19 protein-coding genes and 1 pseudogene are annotated in these 18,123 nt (G+C 71.0%); 10 read left to right on the top strand and 10 right to left on the bottom strand.

Annotated elements, in window-relative coordinates:
* The first annotated feature begins 71 nt into the window (after positions 1-71).
* From IE275_RS36020 to IE275_RS36005, 4 genes are all read left to right on the top strand, one after another.
* Positions 72-383: a CATRA system-associated protein gene (locus IE275_RS36020; RefSeq protein ID WP_189716857.1), complete on the top strand. Its 312-nt coding sequence runs from the start codon at positions 72-74 to the stop codon at positions 381-383.
* Positions 376-1,905, top strand: a complete 1,530-nt coding sequence (locus IE275_RS36015; protein WP_189716856.1) for a CATRA conflict system CASPASE/TPR repeat-associated protein — start codon at positions 376-378, stop codon at positions 1,903-1,905. Before IE275_RS36020 ends, IE275_RS36015 begins: the two co-directional genes overlap by 8 nt.
* A gap of 45 nt (positions 1,906-1,950) precedes the next feature.
* Positions 1,951-2,367: a hypothetical protein gene (locus IE275_RS36010; protein WP_189716855.1), complete on the top strand. Its 417-nt coding sequence runs from the start codon at positions 1,951-1,953 to the stop codon at positions 2,365-2,367.
* Positions 2,368-2,556: 189 nt separating this feature from the next.
* On the top strand, positions 2,557-3,078 hold the full coding sequence (locus tag IE275_RS36005) for a hypothetical protein (RefSeq protein WP_189716854.1): 522 nt from the start codon (positions 2,557-2,559) through the stop codon (positions 3,076-3,078).
* Positions 3,079-3,206: 128 nt separating this feature from the next.
* Here IE275_RS36005 and IE275_RS36000 read toward each other — a convergent pair whose 3' ends face one another.
* Positions 3,207-4,127: a TetR/AcrR family transcriptional regulator gene (locus IE275_RS36000; protein WP_189716853.1), complete on the bottom strand. Its 921-nt coding sequence runs from the start codon at positions 4,125-4,127 to the stop codon at positions 3,207-3,209.
* Positions 4,124-4,465, bottom strand: coding sequence for a hypothetical protein (locus tag IE275_RS35995; RefSeq protein ID WP_189716852.1), 342 nt, complete (start codon positions 4,463-4,465; stop codon positions 4,124-4,126). The genes IE275_RS36000 and IE275_RS35995 overlap by 4 nt, the downstream gene beginning before the upstream one ends.
* 439 nt (positions 4,466-4,904) lie before the next feature.
* Between IE275_RS35995 and IE275_RS35990 the strand changes: the two genes are divergently transcribed.
* From IE275_RS35990 to IE275_RS35980, 3 genes are all read left to right on the top strand, one after another.
* A complete protein-coding gene (locus IE275_RS35990; protein ID WP_189716851.1) occupies positions 4,905-6,887 on the top strand; it encodes a M20/M25/M40 family metallo-hydrolase in 1,983 nt (660 codons plus the stop codon).
* A gap of 80 nt (positions 6,888-6,967) precedes the next feature.
* A complete protein-coding gene (locus IE275_RS35985) occupies positions 6,968-8,194 on the top strand; it encodes a M4 family metallopeptidase (RefSeq protein ID WP_189716850.1) in 1,227 nt (408 codons plus the stop codon).
* A 57-nt stretch (positions 8,195-8,251) separates the two neighbouring features.
* Positions 8,252-8,548 carry a protealysin inhibitor emfourin gene (locus IE275_RS35980; RefSeq protein WP_189716849.1) on the top strand — a complete coding sequence of 99 codons (297 nt, stop codon included), beginning with the start codon at positions 8,252-8,254 and terminating at the stop codon, positions 8,546-8,548.
* 15 nt (positions 8,549-8,563) lie between these two features.
* On the opposite strand, the pseudogene IE275_RS35975 reads toward IE275_RS35980, so the two are convergent.
* Positions 8,564-9,393: pseudogene (locus tag IE275_RS35975) on the bottom strand (IS5 family transposase).
* A gap of 93 nt (positions 9,394-9,486) precedes the next feature.
* Here IE275_RS35975 and IE275_RS35970 point away from each other — a divergent pair.
* Positions 9,487-10,284 carry an inositol monophosphatase family protein gene (locus tag IE275_RS35970; protein ID WP_189716880.1) on the top strand — a complete coding sequence of 266 codons (798 nt, stop codon included), beginning with the start codon at positions 9,487-9,489 and terminating at the stop codon, positions 10,282-10,284.
* A gap of 118 nt (positions 10,285-10,402) precedes the next feature.
* Here the strand turns inward: IE275_RS35970 and IE275_RS35965 are convergent, their stop codons facing one another.
* Positions 10,403-10,876, bottom strand: a complete 474-nt coding sequence (locus IE275_RS35965; protein WP_189716848.1) for a nuclear transport factor 2 family protein — start codon at positions 10,874-10,876, stop codon at positions 10,403-10,405.
* A gap of 179 nt (positions 10,877-11,055) precedes the next feature.
* A complete protein-coding gene (gene cynR / locus IE275_RS35960; protein ID WP_189716847.1) occupies positions 11,056-11,964 on the bottom strand; it encodes a transcriptional regulator CynR in 909 nt (302 codons plus the stop codon).
* 125 nt (positions 11,965-12,089) lie between these two features.
* Here cynR and IE275_RS35955 point away from each other — a divergent pair, with 125 nt between their 5' ends.
* Positions 12,090-12,710: a carbonic anhydrase gene (locus IE275_RS35955; RefSeq protein WP_189716846.1), complete on the top strand. Its 621-nt coding sequence runs from the start codon at positions 12,090-12,092 to the stop codon at positions 12,708-12,710.
* 71 nt (positions 12,711-12,781) lie between these two features.
* A complete protein-coding gene (gene cynS / locus IE275_RS35950; RefSeq protein WP_189716845.1) occupies positions 12,782-13,249 on the top strand; it encodes a cyanase in 468 nt (155 codons plus the stop codon).
* Between the two features lie 40 nt (positions 13,250-13,289).
* On the opposite strand, the gene IE275_RS35945 is transcribed toward cynS, so the two are convergent.
* From IE275_RS35945 to IE275_RS35925, 5 genes are all read right to left on the bottom strand, one after another.
* Positions 13,290-13,877 (bottom strand): histidine phosphatase family protein, encoded by a 588-nt coding sequence (locus IE275_RS35945; protein WP_189716844.1) that lies wholly within the window; start codon positions 13,875-13,877, stop codon positions 13,290-13,292.
* 105 nt (positions 13,878-13,982) lie between these two features.
* The gene (locus IE275_RS35940; RefSeq protein ID WP_189716843.1) at positions 13,983-14,558 is read right to left on the bottom strand and encodes a TetR/AcrR family transcriptional regulator; all 576 of its coding nucleotides are present in this window, start codon (positions 14,556-14,558) and stop codon (positions 13,983-13,985) included.
* A gap of 52 nt (positions 14,559-14,610) precedes the next feature.
* A complete protein-coding gene (locus IE275_RS35935) occupies positions 14,611-15,162 on the bottom strand; it encodes an ATP-binding protein (protein WP_229870947.1) in 552 nt (183 codons plus the stop codon).
* 245 nt (positions 15,163-15,407) lie between these two features.
* The gene (locus tag IE275_RS35930; RefSeq protein ID WP_189716842.1) at positions 15,408-16,250 is read right to left on the bottom strand and encodes a LysR family transcriptional regulator; all 843 of its coding nucleotides are present in this window, start codon (positions 16,248-16,250) and stop codon (positions 15,408-15,410) included.
* 231 nt (positions 16,251-16,481) lie between these two features.
* Positions 16,482-17,921, bottom strand: a complete 1,440-nt coding sequence (locus tag IE275_RS35925; RefSeq protein ID WP_189716841.1) for a phytoene desaturase family protein — start codon at positions 17,919-17,921, stop codon at positions 16,482-16,484.
* Positions 17,922-18,123 lie beyond the last annotated feature (202 nt).

Raw genomic sequence — 18,123 nt, 5'->3', positions numbered from 1 at the left:
TGCCGGTGGCAGCATGTCAGCCAATTCGTGGTCGTGGGGCCGGACATGGCTCGCCGGACGGGGGTGTCCGCATGACTGATGGTGCGTTGGCCGACTCGGCGTTGCGCGCGGGGGACGCGCTCGAGCTCGTGTCCGACTGGACCGCGACGCCCGAACAATGGCAGCACGTCCTCCAGTTGCTCGCCCGGCTGGACGACGCCGTGGACCGGCGCGACGCGGCGGCGATGCGCGCGGCGGCGGACGCGCTGGAGGACCTGGACGCCTACCGGGACCCCGGGCGGGTGGGCGAAACACCTCCCGGACCGCCCCCACCCCCCGTACTGGACCGGATCCCGAAACTGGTCGACCGGATCGGACGGCTCAGGGCCGGGCGGAATGCGTGACCGGTCGGTGCGGCGGCCGGCCCTCGTCGTCCATGTGTTCCTCCGCCCCGAGCCGCCGGCCGCGGGCACGGCCACGCCCGCGCCCCGGCCCGTGGAGCGGTACCTGGAGGCGCTCGTGGCCGCCTGCGCCGCCGCGGGCATGACCGAGACGATCGCGCCGTTCCCGTCGCTGACGGGCAGCACCGGCTTACCGCCCGCGCCCGCCGCGGACCCCGCGCGGATCGCCGCGGCGGCCGCGTCGGGACCGGGCCCCTGGGACGACCAGGCCGTCCTGTGGACCCGGCGCGGGATCACCGGACTGTCGGTGGTCCTGTCGGCCCGGCCGGGCGCCGACGAGTCCTGGGCGGCGCAGTGGGCCCGCTGGTCGGCCCGCGCCCCAGCCGCGCCCGCGCCCGAGGGCGTCCTGGAGACCGTGGTGGTGGCCCGGGGCCTCGGCTCACTCACCCGTCGCCCGGACTCCGTGGTGGACAGGCAGGTACGCAGGCTGTCCGGGCGGTGCGGAACCCTGTCCGGGCCACCGGGCCCCTGGTCGCGGATCACGGCCGACCGTCTGCTCTGGCAGATCCGCTCGCCCTCGGCCGACCCGCGCCGACGCACCCTCGTCGTGCTCGCGGCCACGGACGAGCCCACACTCGACGCCTGGCTCTGGCACACGGGCGGCGCCGAACCCGCACCCTTGACCCTCCATCTCCTCCAGGCGGCGCTGGTACGCCGCCAACTGCGGCTGCTCGACCAGGAGCAGGAGGCATACGAGGGACTCGACCGCACGGCGTCGGCCGCCGCGGACGACCTGGGCGAGCTGCACGCCCGGGCGCTCGCCGACCCCGTACCCCTCACCGGCCGGTCGGCCCTGCGGGCCGAGGAGGACCTGGAACGGCTGCGGGTCACCGCGCACACGCTGGCGGCCGAGCGGAGCGATCTGCGCACCACCCACCGGGCGGCGCAGACGCTGGCGGAGAACATGCGGCAGGCCGTGCCGCCCGGCGACGACCCGCCCGGCTCGGTCCTGCACGCCGACCGCCGGGAGGCCGACTGGCTCGCCGCGCGCGCCGACGATGCCGCGGAGTACCTCAGCGTCACCCTGGAACGCGTCGAGACCGTGCTGGCCCTGGGCGGCCGGTTCGTCGAGGAGCAGGCACGGGCCCAGCGACAACACGCCGTCACGGCCCAGACGGCGCTGGTCGCCGGGCTGCTGGCGTTCCTCGCGGGCGTCCAGTCGCTGACGTACAAGGTGCCGCTGCCGGGGCCCTTCGCCGCTCCCGTCATCTGTGTGCTGTCCCTGCTGGTCGTGGTGCTGCCGACCGGCGGACTGCGCCTGGTGCGCGGCGGCCACCAGGCCACCGCGCCGGTGCTGTTCGACCTGCTGGGCATCGCAGCCCTCGGCTGCGGCCTGGGCTGGCTGGCCGCCACGACCGTCAGCTGGGCCCGGCAGGAACAGGCGGCCCCGCCCTCCTGGTCACTGGCGGCGGCCGCCCTGGGCGCGGTGATCTCCGGACTCCTCGGCCGGTGGCGCATGCGCTGAGCCGGGACACCACGTCGGTGAACGTCGACAAGAAAGGAGGTCCCCATGGGACTCTTCGGAAAAGTACCGCTGGACGACGACTTCGACCGTGCCCTGGCCGGGCACGCCAACAACTCCGTCCGCAAGTGCATCGCCCGTGCCCAGCCCTTCGTCCGGGACATCCTGCTGCCGGGCGAAACCCTGCGCACGGTCTTCTACGAGGGCTTCACCGGAACCCACACCCTCGTCGTCACCGATCAGCGCCTCCTGGTGATCAGGAACAGCTTCGGTGGCGGCCGCCCCAAGGAGCTCTGGTTGGCCGCGAAGCCCGAGGAGATCCGCTCCATCCGCCACGGCGGAAACGGGAACGCCTACGGCATCCTCATCCAGGTCGGCTCGACAACCGTGGCCACCCAGGCCAGTGACCACCTGTCCGGCCGCGTGCTGGCGGAGTCGGTGCAGGAGCTCTGCGGGATGGACTGAGCGCGGGCGGACCACCGTGCACGAGGGGGACACCGGTGAACGCGGCGCGAGGCCGCGGGGGTCAAGGGCCGCCGCCCGGGCCCGGGGGCGAACCCGGGCCGGGGTGGGCCGATCGCCTTGATCCAGTTGTGATCGTGTCGTGACTCCGCGCGCGTTCCGTCGACCGCCGGCACCGGGAACGCTCCGGCCATGGAGATGACCGAGCCGTTCGCCACGACGACCGCTGCTGTGGCACCGGTGATTCTGATCGCGGCAGCACTGGAAGTCGCGTCGTACCACAGGGCCGTTCAGGAATCGATGAGCCGTCTGGTGGAGCAGGTGGAACCTGAGGTGACCGCCTTGCTGCGGTTGCCGGCCGACGAACGCAGGGCCGCCGTCGACCGGTTGCTCGAGAACCGAGGGATCGCGGTCAGTACGGGATTGCTGAAGACCCTGGCGCGATGGGTGCTGGGCGGCTTCTGGGCGGCGATCATGATGGCGCAGGTGTTCGTCACGGTGGCCTGTCTGGGGTGGTTGGGCAACCCCCGGCACGCGCCCTCCGCGCATATGGCGGAAGCCTGCTGGATCGCTGTACTCGGGGGCGCGTTCGCCGTGGCGACGTTTCCCCTGTACCGGTTGCTCAGTTCTCCCTGGGTTCCTGTGGCCGAGCGGTTCCTGGGAGCTGAGATAAGGAGAAGGCTCGGGCGAATCCGTGGCGGTGGCACGGCGTAGCCGGACGACACCTCGGTCGGAGCGGCGGCGTCTCGAAGCGGGACCGATGCCTGGTGGCAGAGCCGGTCGTGCAACGGCTGCGGTGGATGTACCCGTTGTCGCCCTGCGACGCCGCACTCACGGGTGCGTCATGCGTACATGCCTGGCCGGTGTCCCCACCCCCTGAGGCTTTCCGGGGGCCGGTAATCGGCTCCCAGGCCCATGCGGGTCACGCTTTCGAGCATCAGCAGTTCGAAGATCGGCTCCTGATCGGTGATGAGCGGGGTGAGGTGTGCGAACACCTCCAGGGCCACCTGTCCGTACAGAGTGCGCCAGCACGACAGCATGACGATCAGCGCCCCGAGCGGCATCTGCACGCCCGTGGCGGCGCGGTAGTCGGCGATCTGCCGACGCATCAGGGGGGTGAGGTACTCGTCGGCGATGATCGGGTAGGGGCGGGCCGCCCACAACCGCATGTGCTCCGCGCCCCACAGCGTGGCCAGTTCGCGGACCCACTGGGCCGTCACATCGGTGTGGGCCACACCGGCGGCCACGGTGGGCGTGCCGAAGAGCAGACGGAACTCCTGGCGATGCGTCAGGGCCCAGCGCCGGAACACCCGGCACGGGGCGATCAGGCGGGCCGCGAAGTCCGTCTCACGCTCCTTCTCGATCGCCTCCCGCAACTGCTCGGTGAGTTCGGCGACGATGTCCTGGGCCGTGTGCCGCACGATGTCCCCGAGATCGTCGAAGTGCCGGTAGAGAGCCGCCGGCGTCACCCCGACCCGGCGGGCGATCTCGGCGAGCGTGAGGGCCTCCACACCCTGCCGGGTGATGACCTCCCGTGCCGCCGCGCGTACGTCCCTCGACATCTGCCGGCGCAGCCGTTCGCGGCGTGTGGGAGCGGGCGTCGCGCTGTCGTCCTCCCTCGGACGCTCAGGCAGCACGACGAACACGTTGACGGCCCTGACGTCGCCACCGCCGGTGATGTACTGCGTGCCGCCGTGATGCGCCGCGTTGCTCTGCGCCGGCACTGCCGCCGCGGGCGTCTCGTGCCGTGCCTCGCCGCTCATCGCGAGCCCCGGCTTTCCCCGCCGACGTTGATGTCCCCGTTCAGGGTGATGTGCTGAGTCCCGCCGTCGCGGGCGATGTTCTGCTGCGAGCAGGAACGCCAGGACCGCCACCCGTGCCCGGCCTCGTGCTCCGCCGCGCGGGCCCCTGCGGTGTCCGCGGACGCACGGCGGAGCCGGCCCGACGCGGCCCTCGACTCGACGCGTTCCCGGGCCGTCCCCCTGCGCTCGGCCTGCCCCGCGAACCGCTGTCGTACAGAGCGCCAGGCGTCTGTCGCCACGGCCCCCACCATCGCCGTTCCGCCGGCTGCCGCCAGCCCCCACAACGCTTCCGAGAGCACGGTCTCCTCCTGTCGCCCCCCGCGGCACCGCATGTGCCGGCACCCGAGCAACGCGCGGGGGCATCACTAAGTAACGGCCCGCTACTTTGCTTGTGGCCGTTGCTCGATGTGTGAGGAGCGTGCGCATCGGGCCGGCGCACGCCGGTGGTCTGCCGAGGCGCACGGACCGGGCTGAAGACAAGGGCGGCAAGTGCCGTCCGCACGCCGTATCCCCTTCAACTGTCCCAAGTTGAACGGCATTCGCATACATCTCGGGATGCGAGAGCGCAACCGAGGGCGGACGATGGAGTGGTCGGGGCTCGTCTCGGGGTGGGGCGGCGGGTGCGTCACCCGCTCCTCCCACCGGACCCGTTCACTCTTGAACGACCCTTGCTGCTCAGCCCGTTTCACCTGGTCACATGTCGATCCCGGATCCGGTTCACTTCGCGGAGGCATCGAAATGACCGTGCTCTTCTTTGACATAGGGGCGACCTTGGCGGACGCCCGCGTGGAGGCGGACGGTTCACTGGTGCTGTCGCCTCGACCGCGCGTCCTCGCCGTGCTCGACGAATTCCACGATGTACGCCAAGGCGTCATCTCCGACCCCGGCCCGAGCGAAGGCGCCGCGGAGCCGGCCGCGTCGGCCTTGCGGGAGGCGTTCCCCGGCCGGTTCACGGACGACACGCTCGTGCGCTGGGGCCCCAAGAACAGCCGGCGGATCTTCGACGAGGCGGTTGCCGGCACGGCGGGGGAGGGGACGCCGCCCTCGGCGGCCGACGAGTGCGTCTTCGTGGGCGAGGATCACCAGGAGCGCGCGTTCGCGAGGGAGGCCGGGCTGCGCACGGCGGCTCACCCCGTGTTCACCCGTGCCGCCGTGGAGAACCGCCCCGTCCTCTGGGCACGGATCGACCTGCCCGAGGGCCAGGGGCTGCCCGCGCTGGAGGCGGTCGCGAACCAGAACGAGGTCGTCCCCGTGCACATCGCCTCCGCCCGGCTCGTGCTGGCCATGGCGAGCATGCGCGGCGCCGCGGCACTCGAACAGGCCGGGTTCACCGTCGACTTGCGGGCGCCGGTGCAGGACTCAGCGGCCTTCCTCGTCCGCGACGACCGCCTCCTCGCCCCTGCCCAGGGATTCGCCGACGCTCCGGAGGGGGCCGCGATGCGCGCCACATCCGCCTTCGGCTTCGTCGCCGACGCACTCGCCGGCCCCACCACCCCGCCGCTCCTCCCGATGGGCCCCGCACCGGGCGGCGTCTACGTCGCCGCACCCGCCGGCGCGCCGATCGAGGACGTCCACCTGGAGGGCGCCAAGCCCGGGCACACCGAGCGACTGCTGCCGGACCCGGCACTCCTCACCCGCCCCGGAGAGGCATGGGCCCAAGGACTGGCCGCCGGCCCGACGGACGGCAGGCCGGAGAGGGACCCCCAGGTGCCGGGAGGAGCAGCCGCTGACGGCAGCCCTTCCCCGGAGACGATCGCCGCGGTGCGCGCGGCCGTGACCCCCGAGGTACTGCGCGCGCATGTCGCGCGCATCTCCGGTGTCGAGCCGCTCAGAGACGGCGAGGCGCTGCTGGTGCGCAGCCGGGACGCGTCCGCCGCCGACAACCCCCGGGTCGTCGAGGCACTCGCGGACCGTTTCCAGGACCTCGACCTGAACGTACGACTGCATCGGTTCCGGTGGCGCGGGCACCGGCTGTTCAACGTGGAAGCCGAGCACCGTGTCGCCGGGGCGGACTCCACGGTGCTCATCACCGCACACCTGGACTCCACCGCCTCCGGCGGAGAATTCGTCGACGAGAACGGCGACCCGCGCCCCTACGACCCCACCGTGGACCCCGCACCGGGCGCCGACGACGACGGCAGCGGAACCGCCGCCGTCATGGCCGCGGCCGAGTGCCTGCACGCACTGCTCGCGGAGGGCAGGACGCCGACCCGCAACGTGCGCTTCGTACTCTTCAACGCCGAGGAACAGGGCCTGGTCGGCAGCAAGTTCTACGCCCGGGCCGCCGCCGCGGCCAACGATCGTATCGCCGGGGTCTTCCAGATGGACATGATCGCGGGCCGTCAGCAGGGCAGCGCGCCCACCGTCGAGATCCACGCCGGTTCCTCCGTGCCCGGTCCGGTCGTGGGCGCGTCCGACGCCCTGGGCGCTCTTGTCGCGGACACCGTCCCCGTCATCGACCCCGAGATGACGGTGCAGCAGCTCACGGGCCCGTCCGATCCGGCGATCGGGCGCAGTGACCACGCCAGCTTCCACGAGCGGGGGTGGGCCGCCGTCGCCGTCTCCGAGGACATATTCGCCCTCGACGGCGGGCCCGGCACGGGCACCCGGCAGTACCACACCCCTGGCGACACGCTCCTGGACCAGGACCACAGCCCTCAGTTCGCGGCCACGCTCGCCCGCTCGGTCACGGCGACCGCCCTGACGCTGGCGGGCGTGTGACGGCAAGGCAGCCGAGACGCCCGCAGGTCCATCCGATGAACAGGCTTCACCGCCTCTCCTCACCCCATGCGAGGTATCCCATGACCAGGACCTACACCCTTCATTGCATCATTCCCCCGCACCTTCTCGAAAAGCTCCTGAGCAGCGACGACAGCGAGGTGCGCCAGGTTGCGTTGGACACCATGCTGACCACCGCGCGGTTGCGGGGTGAACGAGCAGTCCGAGCATCGTTCGCCGGCGCCGCTGCCACGCCCGGAAACGCCAGGCGGACCGTCTTCGACTGCCAGAACGGCGTTTTCCTCCCGCTCGCCGTCTTCGCTCGCTCGGAGGACGGACTGGAGTCCGCGGATGATTCCGTCAACCGCGCGTTCGGCGGGCTCGGCACGACACGCGACTTCTACAAGACGGTGTTCAACCGCAATTCGGTCGACGGCCGGGGGATGCGCCTGGACGGGTACGTCCACTTCGGCAGGAGGTTCAACAACGCGTTCTGGGACGGGCGGCAGATGGTCTTCGGAGACGGGGACGGCAGGCTGTTCTCCGACTTCACCGGGTGCCTCGACGTGATCGCCCACGAGTGGACGCACGGAGTCACCGAGTTCACCGCGGGACTCGACTACCACAACCAGTCCGGGGCCCTGAACGAGTCCATGTCGGACGTCTTCGGATCGCTGGTCAAGCAGTGGTCGCTGAAGCAGACGGCCGATCAGGCGGACTGGCTGATCGGGTCGGAGATCTTCACCCCGGGAATCGACGCCGACGCCCTGCGATCGATGAAGGCCCCGGGGCACGCATTCGACAATCGCCTCTTCGGCAAGGACCCTCAACCCGACCACATGAGCGACTTCGTCAACCTGCCGGACACCGAGCCGGGGGACAACGGCGGGGTGCACATCAACTCCGGCATCCCGAACAAGGCGTTCTTCCTGACGGCGATGCGCATCGGCGGATTCGCGTGGGAGGCTCCCGGGCTCATCTGGTACGAGTCACTCAAGGCTTCCCACTTCGAGACCCAGTTCCAGGACTTCGCGAACACCACCTACCGGAAGGCCGCGGAACTGTACGGGGACGACAGCGCCGAACAGTTGGCCGTGCTGGCGGCCTGGCAGGACGTGGGCATCCAGATCAGCGGGATCCTGGCAGGGGTCGCCCGTGCGCGAGGCCTCGCGGCCGACCGGAACGGCGGCACGGGCCGGGAGAACGGCCTGGCAACCGTGAACAAGCAGATCGGCGCACTCACCGCCCAGGTGACGGGACTGGTCAGGGACGTGAACGCGCTGAAGGGCCAAGTGACCACCGGCGGTTGACACGGGCGGCCACAGCGGCAAGGGAGTCCCGTTCCGTCGGCCGGGAGGCTGCGCACGATGAAGGTGACTTGGGCGACACACGGAGGCCAGGCGGCTGGGATCCGCCTGAGCCTTCCGCCCAAGGCGCTGGACACGGACGCCCTGCCCGCGAACGCGGCCGCGGAACTGGCCGAGTTGGTGGCGGCGGCCGTCCCGGTGGCCGAGGAGGAACGGCCGAGCCGTGCCAGAGACGCGATGAGTTACACGATCACGGTGGAGGACGGCGGTCGCTCGACCGTTCTCACCCGGTCGGACGCCACCATGACCCCGGCGTTCGCGGCCTTGCTCGACTGGCTCGAGGAACACGCCCCCTAGGGGGTGTCTTGTCGATCACGCGTCGAGCCAGATGAGTGTGCTGGCCAGGGTGATCGCGGCGAGGTAGCGGTCGGGCCGCTTCTCGTAGCGGGTGGCGATGGCACGCCACTGCTTGAGGCGGTGGAAGCATCGTTCGACCACGTTGCGGCGCCGGTAGGCGGTCCTGTCGAAGCCGCAGGGCCGTTCCCGGCGTCGTGCCCGCCCTGCGAGCTGGTCGGTGCGTTCGGGAATGGTCGCCTTGATGCCCCGCCGTCGCAGGTAAGCGCGGAAGCCTCGGGCCGAGTAGCCCTTGTCGGCCACCACCCGCTCCGGCCGGACGCGGGGCCGTCCCGGACCGATTCCCGCGACGCGGATCCGGTCGATGACCGCTTCGGCCTGGGTGCAGTCGTTGCGGGTGCCGGCGGTGACGAGGAAGGCCAGGGGCCGGCCACGCCCGTCGCAGGCGAGGTGGATCTTGCTGGTCAGTCCGCCGCGGGAGCGTCCGAGTCCACGCTCGTCGAGCCCCCTTTGGCAGCCGTGTGCTGGTGAGCACGCACGATGGTCGAATCCAGCGCGACCAGCCAGTCCACGTCCGCACGCATCTGGGCGGCAGCCAGGAACCGGTCGAAAGTGCCGTCCGCCGCCCAGCGCGCGAAGCGTCCGTGGACGGTCTGTCAGGGCCCGAACCGCTCCGGCAGGTCCCTCCACGGCACACCGGTACGGAACTTGAAGACGATGCCTTCCAGCACTTGGCGGTGATCACGCCATCTGCCACGAGCACGTCCCGCAGGCGGCAACAGCGGCTCGAACACCGCCCAGACGGCATCGGATAACTCAGACGCATCCCTCACACCCAACCCAACGATCAGATGATCGGAAAGACACTCCCTAGGCCGCTGATCGTCGACGTCGACCTCTTCACCGGCGGTCGTCGACCGCGCCTCGATATTCTGCCTGCCGTGATCAACTCATACGCGAATGCCGACGACGCCGACGTCGCGATAGCTGCCGCCTGCGCCGGCGCGGACGTGGTGCGCACGATGTACGGTCAACGGCTCACCCGCATCGACAAGGGCGCCGGAGACTTTGCCACCGCCGCCGACGTACAGGCGGAGGAGACGATCCTCGGTGTCATCCGTGCTGCCCGACCCGAGGACGCCGTGCTGGGCGAGGAAGGCGGGCGGCAAGGTGCCACCGACGCCGTGCGCCGGTGGTTGGTGGATCCCTTGTGCGGCACGTTGAACTACGCCGTCGGCAACATGCTCGTGGCGGTCAACGTGGCCTTGCGCAACGGGGCGGCGGCGGTGGCCGATCCGTTCAGCGGCGAGGTCTTCTTCACGGACGGCAGGACCGCCTCGGTCCGGCAGGAGGGGGTCGATGCCCCGTTGCTGCCCAGCCCGGCCACCCGGCTGGTGGACGTCAATCTGGATCCGCCGTTCCCGAGCGCGCCCGGGTTCCGAGGCGTGGACCTGCTGGCCCACCCCGACTTCGTCGAGCGGTTCCGGCCCCGGGTCGTGTCCACGACGCTGGCGTTGGCCTGGGTCGCGGCCGGCAAGCGGGCCGCGTACGTCACCGATGGCGGCGACCTGTCCGAGAGCGTGCACTTCGCCGCCGGTATCGCCGTGTGCCGGGCTGCCGGCTGCGTGGTCACCGGGATCGACGGCGCCCCCATCGGGCGAGCAGGCCGCGGACTCGTGGTGGCGGCCGATGCCGAGACCCACGCGCTGCTGATGGCGATGATCCGCGGCGGAGGCTGATGCGGTCACCAGGGCAGGTGTGCGGGGCCGGTTGGACCGTGGCCGCGAGGTGGTGTGAGGGGAGGTCCCCGTCGTAGACCCGGGGCCGGCCATGGATCTACGACCGGGCATCGGGCGGTCAGAGGCCGAGGTCGCTCAGGCCCGGGTGGTCGTCGGGGCGGCGTCCGAGCGGCCAGTGGTACTTGCGTTCCGACTCCTTGATGGGGAGATCGTTGATGCATGCGTACCGCAGCCGCATGAGTCCGTTGGCGTCGAACTCCCAGTTCTCGTTGCCGTAGGAGCGGAACCAGTTGCCCGAATCGTCGTGGAACTCGTAGGCGAAGCGCACCGCGATGCGGTTGCCGTCGAAGGCCCAGAGCTCCTTGATCAGCCGGTATTCCAGTTCACGCTGCCACTTGCGGGTGAGGAAGGCGACGATCTCCTCGCGGCACGTGGCGAACTCCGCACGGTTGCGCCAGCGGGAGTCCACGGTGTAGGCGAGGGCGACCTTCTCCGGGTCGCGGGAGTTCCAGCCGTCCTCCGCCAGCCGCACCTTTTCGGCCGCGGTCTCCCGGGTGAAGGGAGGGAACGGGGGGCGTGATTCGTGTGTCATGTCGTTTCCTTCGGCTGAGAACGCTCATTCTCTCTCTTCCCTTCACGATAGGAGAACGATGGTTCTCGCGCAAGGTCGGGCCTTCTCGCAGGTGGCGGAGCGTGCGGCATCGGGGGAGTCCGAGTCCGGCATCTCCCCAGGGGTGGGCGGCCGCAGCGGCCTCGGGGTGCCCCGGACGATCAGGCGGGTGTGTAACCGCGGGCGCGCACCCATTGGCGGGCGAGCTCGGTGAAGGCGCGGGCCGCGGCGCTCTGGTAGGCGCTCTCCCGGCGGAGCAGCGCGACCGTGCGCGGGGGCAGCGGGGGGTCGAGGGGGACGGGGTGCAGCGGCACGTGCTCACGGGCCAGGGCGTCGGGCAGCACGGTGGCGAGTCGGCCTCCATGGACGATCTCCAGGAGGGCGTGGACCGAGTTGGCTTCGACGGCGATGCCGGGCCGGACCCCGTGGCCGGCGAGGTACTCGTCGATCTGACGTCGGGTGGCGAAGTCGCGGCTGAGCAGCGCCAGAGGGTGGTCGCGCAGTTCACGGACCGGCAACGGCTCCCGGCGGTTCGAGCACGGATGTCCGGTGCCGACGACCAGGCTCAGCGTCTCGGTGTACAGGGCCGTGCTGTCGATCGCCGGCAAGTGGTCGCCCTCGAACGCGATGCCGACGTCCAGCCTGTCGTCGAGCAGGTCCGATTCGATGCGGTCCTGCGCCAACTCGGCGATCTCCAGGGTGATGCCCGGATGCCGCGTGTGGAAGTCGGTGACCAGGGGGCCGATCAGGTAGAGGGTGAAGGTCGGGGTCGCGGCCAGCCGCAGGGTGCCGCGTGAGAGATCCTGGACGTCCAGCATCGCGCGTTCGCCGGCTGCCAGTTCCCGCAGGGCGCGGCGCGCGTACTGGACATAGGTGGCGCCGGCGTCGGTCAGGCGTACCGTGCGACCCGAACGGTCGAGGAGTTGGACGTGCAGTGACCGCTCCAGCTGCCTGATCTGCTGCGACAACGTGGGCTGGGAGACGTGCAGGGCCTCCGCGGCACGGGTGAAGTTGGCATGCTCGGCCACGGCGAGCAGATAGCGAAGGTGGCGCAGTTCCAGGGCTGCCATGAAGCCGAGTATAGGCACGACCTATAACAGTGATGCTCTGTGCGTCTTGGACGCTATAGGGCCAGGTCATCCATGGTGGATTCCGTAGGGCCGTCAGGCATCGGCAGTCCGAGAAGGAGTGACCCGTGAAAGACATCGCCGAGGGGTTCCGCCGTTTCACGACGGAGGTGTTTCCCGCACAGGCAGCGCTCTTCGAGCGGCTGGCCACGACCCATCAGCCGTCCACCCTGTTCATCGGCTGCTCGGACAGCAGGGTCGTCCCCGAGCTCGTCACCCAGAGCGACCCAGGAGAGCTGTTCGTCATCCGCACCGCGGGCAATCTGGTGCCGCCCTGTGCGCCGGGCGCCGGCGCGGACGGGGTCGCGGCCAGCATCGAGTACGCCGTCACCGTACTGGGCGTCACCAGCGTGATCGTTTGCGGGCACTCCGGCTGCGGCGCGATGACCGCGCTCTCCTCCGACGGTGATCTCGCCGCGCTGCCCGCGGTCGCGGCCTGGCTGCGTCACGGTGCGGCGGCGAGGGCGCGAAGCGACGCCGGGGACTTCCCCGCAGCCGAGGACGAGGTCGCGGCACTGGTCCGCGACAACGTCCTGTGCCAGCTGGCGAACCTCAGGACACACCCTGCGGTGGTTCGAGCCCTCGCGCGGAACGAGGTGACGCTGCACGGATGGGTCTACGACATCGCGTCCGGCTCCGTCGAGGAGTTCGAAACGGGCGGCGGGCGCCTCCTCACACCGGCCGGATGACGCAGAGAGACACATCCCGTCCGGGCCTCACGACCGGTCCGGATCCCCACCCCACGAAAGGTTCCCCACCGATGCACGCACAGGTCGACCCCCAGGCTCGTCAGCAGCTCGCCATCGACGTCGTCGAGGCCAAGACCCGCAAGGACCTCACCTGGCAGGAGTTGGCCGACATCGCCGGCCTCTCCCCGGCATACGTCACCGCCGCCCTGCTCGGCCAGCACGCACTGCCGGCGGACGCGGCGGAAGCCGTGGCCGAGCGCCTGGACCTGGATTCGGACGCCGCGATGCTGCTCCAGACGGTGCCACTGCGTGGCAGCATCCCCGGCGGGACACCCACCGACCCGACCGTCTACCGGTTCTACGAGATGGTCCAGGTCTACGGCACCACCCTGAAGGCATTGATCCACGAGCAGTTCGGTGACGGCATCATCAGCGCGATCAACTTCAGGCTCGACGTCAAGAAGATCGACGACCCCGAGGGCGGCCACCGCGCGGTGATCACCCTGGACGGCAAGTACCTGCCGACGAAGCCGTTCTGACGCCGGACCGGGCCGGCACCTGTGACGCGGCGGCCCTGCCCTACGGGACGTTCCAGGCGGAGATGACCGGCTGCCCGTCTTCGACGGCCAGGAAGCCGAGCGTGCCCGGATGCGGATGGCCGAGCAGCCGGCTCGCGGACGCGTCGAGGCCGAGCCAGCGCACGGTGAGCACGCGCGCCAGGTGGCCGTGCGCGACCACGGCGACGTCGCCGTCGCTCAGCAGCGGACGGACACGGTCCAGCACCCTGTCCGTGCGCGCGGCCACCTGCGCGAGCTGCTCGCCGGGATGGTCGGCGTCACCGGGAACGACACCGTCGCGCCACAGGTCCCAGCCCGGCCGCGCCTCGCGGATCTGCTCGGCGGTCAACCCTTCGTAGCCGCCGTAGTCCCACTCCAGAAGGTCTGGATCGGGCTTGACGCCGGTCAGGCCGGCCAGCTCGGCCGTCCGCATGGCGCGGCTCAGGGGGCTGCTGAGCACGGCGACCAGAGGGCGGTGGGCCAGCCTCGGAGCAAGAGCACCGGCCGCGGCCTCGCCTGCGGCGGTCAGCGGGACGTCGGTCCGTCCGGCATGCCGGCCCGACAGGCTCCACTCGGTCTGGCCGTGCCTGATCACTATCAGCTCACCCATGGCTGTGCACGCTATCCGATCTCGCGGCACCCGGAGAGGGTCTCGCCCTTGCCTCGTCACCGGCCTCGGCCCCGCAACATCCGCCGGGGACCCACGCGGCTCCCGTCAAGCCGGGGAACCGGTGTCCGCGTGCGCGGCCCGCAGCAGCGTACGGGCGGCGTCCTTCGCCTGGCGGGCGGGCTCCGCCGACCCGGAGATGGCGGCCGTGGTCATCGCGCCCTCGGCGAGGAGGAAGAGCTGGTCGGCGAGCCAGGTGGGCGCCTCCGCGGCGGCCACCAGGTCGGCGATGTACTGCCGGAACGACTGCTTGTGGGCCTTGGCGATGTCGGCCACCGTCTGGGAGGTCGCCCCCAGCTCCCCGAAGGAGTTGATGAAGCCGCAGCCGCGGAAGTCCGGCTCGTTGAACCAGCGGAACAGCCAGTCGAAGACCGCCAGAATCCGCTGCGCGGGCGAGTCGTGGGCATCCGCGTACAGGGCCAGTTCCCGCAGCCACCGGGCGTCCCGCCGCCGCAGGTAGGCCTCGACCAGGCCGTCCTTGGACGGGAAGGTCTGGTAGAGGCGCTTGAGGGAGACGGCGGAGGCGGAGCGGATCGCATCCATCCCCACAGCGTGGATGCCCTGGCTGTAGAACAGCTCCTCCGCTGCGTCGAGGACCCGCTGCTCGACCTCTTCGCGTTCCACTTCAGCCACCTCATCTCGGGAATCGTCGTTCTCTCACGGTACCGCGCGCGGATCAGGGCAGGACACGCTCCCGCCTCGGATCATCCGGCGCCCCGGCCCCGGCCCCGGTCGGCGTGAGACGTCGGACGGCGCGGACCTGTCGCCCCTCGCGTCCCTCGCGTGTCTCGGTCCAGTCCGCCAGCTGGCCGACGATGTCCAGTCCCCGGCCGCGTTCGTCGCAGGGGCTGCCGCACCGGGGGTGGGTCACGGCGGGGCGGGTGCCCGAGTCGACGACTTCGACGCACACGCTCCCCTCCTCGAGCGTCAGGCTGACGGTCATGTCGGCCCGCCCGTGCTGGGCGGCGTTGCCGGCGAGTTCGCCGATGATCAACAGGACGGAGTCCAGGTCGTCCCCGGCGACGCCCCAGCGGGCCAGCAGGGCCGCCGCGAAGCGGCGAACCGTGCAGACCTGGCGGGCTTCGGCCGGGAGGGTGATGACGCCGTGCCGGGGCATGCCGGAGACGAAGGGCGCGGACGGGGGGTCCGGGCCGGTGGCACGAGGCCGGTGGTCGAACGCGCCGCGTGCTGCCGGTGAGGGCGGGGGTGTGATGCGCGAGAGGATCATGGGAATGTCCCGTTGAACTTTCAGGGTCCCGGACCTGGGCCCGGCTCACGTGCTGCGAGGTGACGTGCGGGCGGCCCCGTACTCTCACCGTCGCGCTCGGCCGGGAAGCATCCGGCTCCGCGTTCCTGCGCCTTCCGGGAGAACGTATATTCTCCAGCTAGTGATCCCAGCGTATAGAACGATGGTTCTCGCGACAAGGGGCCTGCCGGTTCAGTGGGCCGATGATGTTCGCCGGCCTGATCCCCTCAGGCCGTCTCGCAGAGCAACTCGAACGCCGCCCGGATCTGCGGCAGGTGTTCCCGTCCCCGGCGCGTGGCCAGGTATATCGAGTTGCTGACCGGTGTAAGCGGCGTATGCAGGAGGCTCAGCCTGCCGGCGTCCAGCGCCTCCTGTGCGAGATAGCGGGGGACGACGCTCAGGCCGGTTCCCGCCGCGGCGGCTGCCACCACCGTCCGGAGATCGGCGACCGTCAGAGCGGGTGCCGGGGGCTGTATGCCCCAGCAGGCGCGGAAGTAGTGCCGGGCCATCGACATGGCCGGGGAGTAGCCGATGAAGCGGCGAGTGTCGTTCTCCGGGGCGAAGGGGGCTTCTCCTGCCCGGCCCACCAGGACGAATTCCTCCTCGCACAGGAGCCTGAGGTAGAGCTGCTTGGTGGGAGCCTGCTCGATCTTCGTCACGACGACGAGGTCCAGCTCGTCGTGCAGGAGTGTCCGCGTGAGCTCGGGAGTCGGGCCGTTGCTGCAGTGCACGCCGACGCCACGGGCCAGCAGCGGGGTCAATTTGGGCAGGACATGGATCGAGAGCAGATCGCTCGGCGCCCCCAGCAGTACGGGTGCGGTGGCGCTGAGCGGGGGCAGCGAGTCGATCGCGCTTTCCAGGGCGTCCAGGTGGGCGGCGATCTGGGCGGCGAGGAGGACTCCCGCCTGGGTGGGGGCGACCCCTCGTCCCAGGCGGTCGAAGAGGGTCCGCTCCATGATGTCTTCGAGTGTCTTCAGATGGCGGGAAACGGCGGGCTGGGACAGGCCGAGCTGGCCTGCCGCCTTGGCGACGCCACCGCATCGGTACACGCACAGAAATGTGCGGAGCATGCCGAGATACGCTCCATGGTGCATGGCCGGAACCCTTCGGAGAGAACCAACGTTCTCTCAATGTAGCGCATCGTTGGCGGGTCTCGTAGCCGCGGGGCCCTGTACCTAGACTCCGCGTGGCGGGTTTCGCGGGGAATCGATCGTGGGCGCAGGCGTAAACACCGCTCCCGCCGGTCGGCCGGCGGAAGCGGCGCTGAGGCCGGACTCTCCGTGCCCTACGCGCTGGACACGTCACCAGCGTCCGCGGGTACTCCCTCGGCGTCGCAGCTGCCGCAGTGCCGACGCGGCCGCGTTGGCCCCGCACATGCCGTGGGCCCCCGCCCCGGGCGGTGACGCGGCCGAGCAGATGAACACTCCCGGAACGCCCGTGCTGTAAGGGTCCAGGGCGAAGCGGGGACGCATGACGAGCTGGAGCGTGGTGTTCGCCCCCGTGATGATGTCCCCGCCGAGGTAGTTGGGGTTGTACTCCTCGAAGGCGGCCGGGGAGCGGACCGCCATGCCGACGATCCGCTCACGGAATCCTGGGGCGAAACGCTCGATCTGCCCGACGATCGCCTCCGTGGCGTCCCCGTCGTAGCCGTGGGGCACATGGGCGTAGGTCCATACGGGATGCACATCGCCGTCGGACCTCTGCGGATCGGCCAGATACTGCTGGCCCACGAGCACGAAGGGCCGCTCCGGCATCCGTCCGGCGTGGATCAGCCGTTCGGTGTGCGCGACCTCCGCGTACGGCCCGCCCAGGTGGACGGTACCGGCCCGGTGTGCCGCCTCGCTGGTCCACGGGACTCCGCCCTCGACCGCGAAGTCGACCTTGAAGGCGCCGGGGCCGTGACGGTAGCGGCGGTAGGCGCGCGCCACGCGCGGCGGCAGCCGGTCGCCCATGATGTCGGCGACCGCGCGCGGGGCGAGGTCGAACAGGAGGGTGTCGGCCGGGGGCAGTTGGGCGAGGGAGCGGACCGGGACGCCGGTCTCGACGCCGCCGCCCAGTTCCGCCAGCAGTGCCGCGAGCGCATCGGTGATCGCCCGGGAACCGCCCGCGGCCACGGGCCAGCCGTATCGGTGACCGGCGGCGATGATCATCATCCCCACCGAGGCGGTGGCCGGACGGTGGAACGGCCGGAAGGCGTGGGCCGCCGCCCCCGCGAACAGGGCGCGGGCGCGTTCGGACCGCCACAGCCCCGCCACGGCGCCGGCCGGCAGCAGCGCCGCCGACCCGAACGCCGCCACCCGCAGCGGATGCCTCGGCACATGGAGGAGCGGGCCCATCAGATCCTCGGCCAGCGCGTCGAACCCGTCGGCCAGCGGGCCGAACACCCGCTGCCACCGCGGCCCGTCCTCCGTGCCGAGCGCGTCGGCCGTCTGCCGCAGCGAACGGTGCAGGACACCGGCGTCGCCCGAGTCCAGGGGGTGCACACAGTCGATCTCCGGAAGGCACCAGCGCAGACCGTGGGCTTCCAGACCGAGCGTCCGCAGAAACGGTGAGCCCACCGCCATCGGGTGGATGGCCGAGCAGTGGTCGTGGAGGAGACCCGGGGTCAGCTCGCTGGTCCGGGTACCACCACCGATCGTGTCGGCGGCCTCCAGCACGGTGACCTCCACACCCTCCCGGGCCAGCGCGACGGCGGCGGCCAGCCCGTTCGGTCCGCTGCCCACCACGACGGCCGTACTCATGAGGCCTCCTCGACACGGGCAGTGCGGACAACGCGCAGTACGGACAACGGGCGGTAGGGCCGCCGGCCGCCAGGGCCCATGGGCGAAACGGACGGAGGCCCGTACCGGCAACAGGCCGGAGAACCCGTGCCCTTGCCCATGTCCTTGCCCGCGGTTGCCATACGAACGTTAGACGGTGGCGGTGCCGCCCGCGATTCGCAGA

Source organism: Streptomyces phaeofaciens, assembly GCF_014648915.1.
In the GTDB taxonomy this organism is placed as follows: Bacteria; Actinomycetota; Actinomycetes; order Streptomycetales; family Streptomycetaceae; genus Streptomyces; species Streptomyces phaeofaciens.
This window is presented reverse-complemented; position numbering and strand designations above follow the sequence as displayed.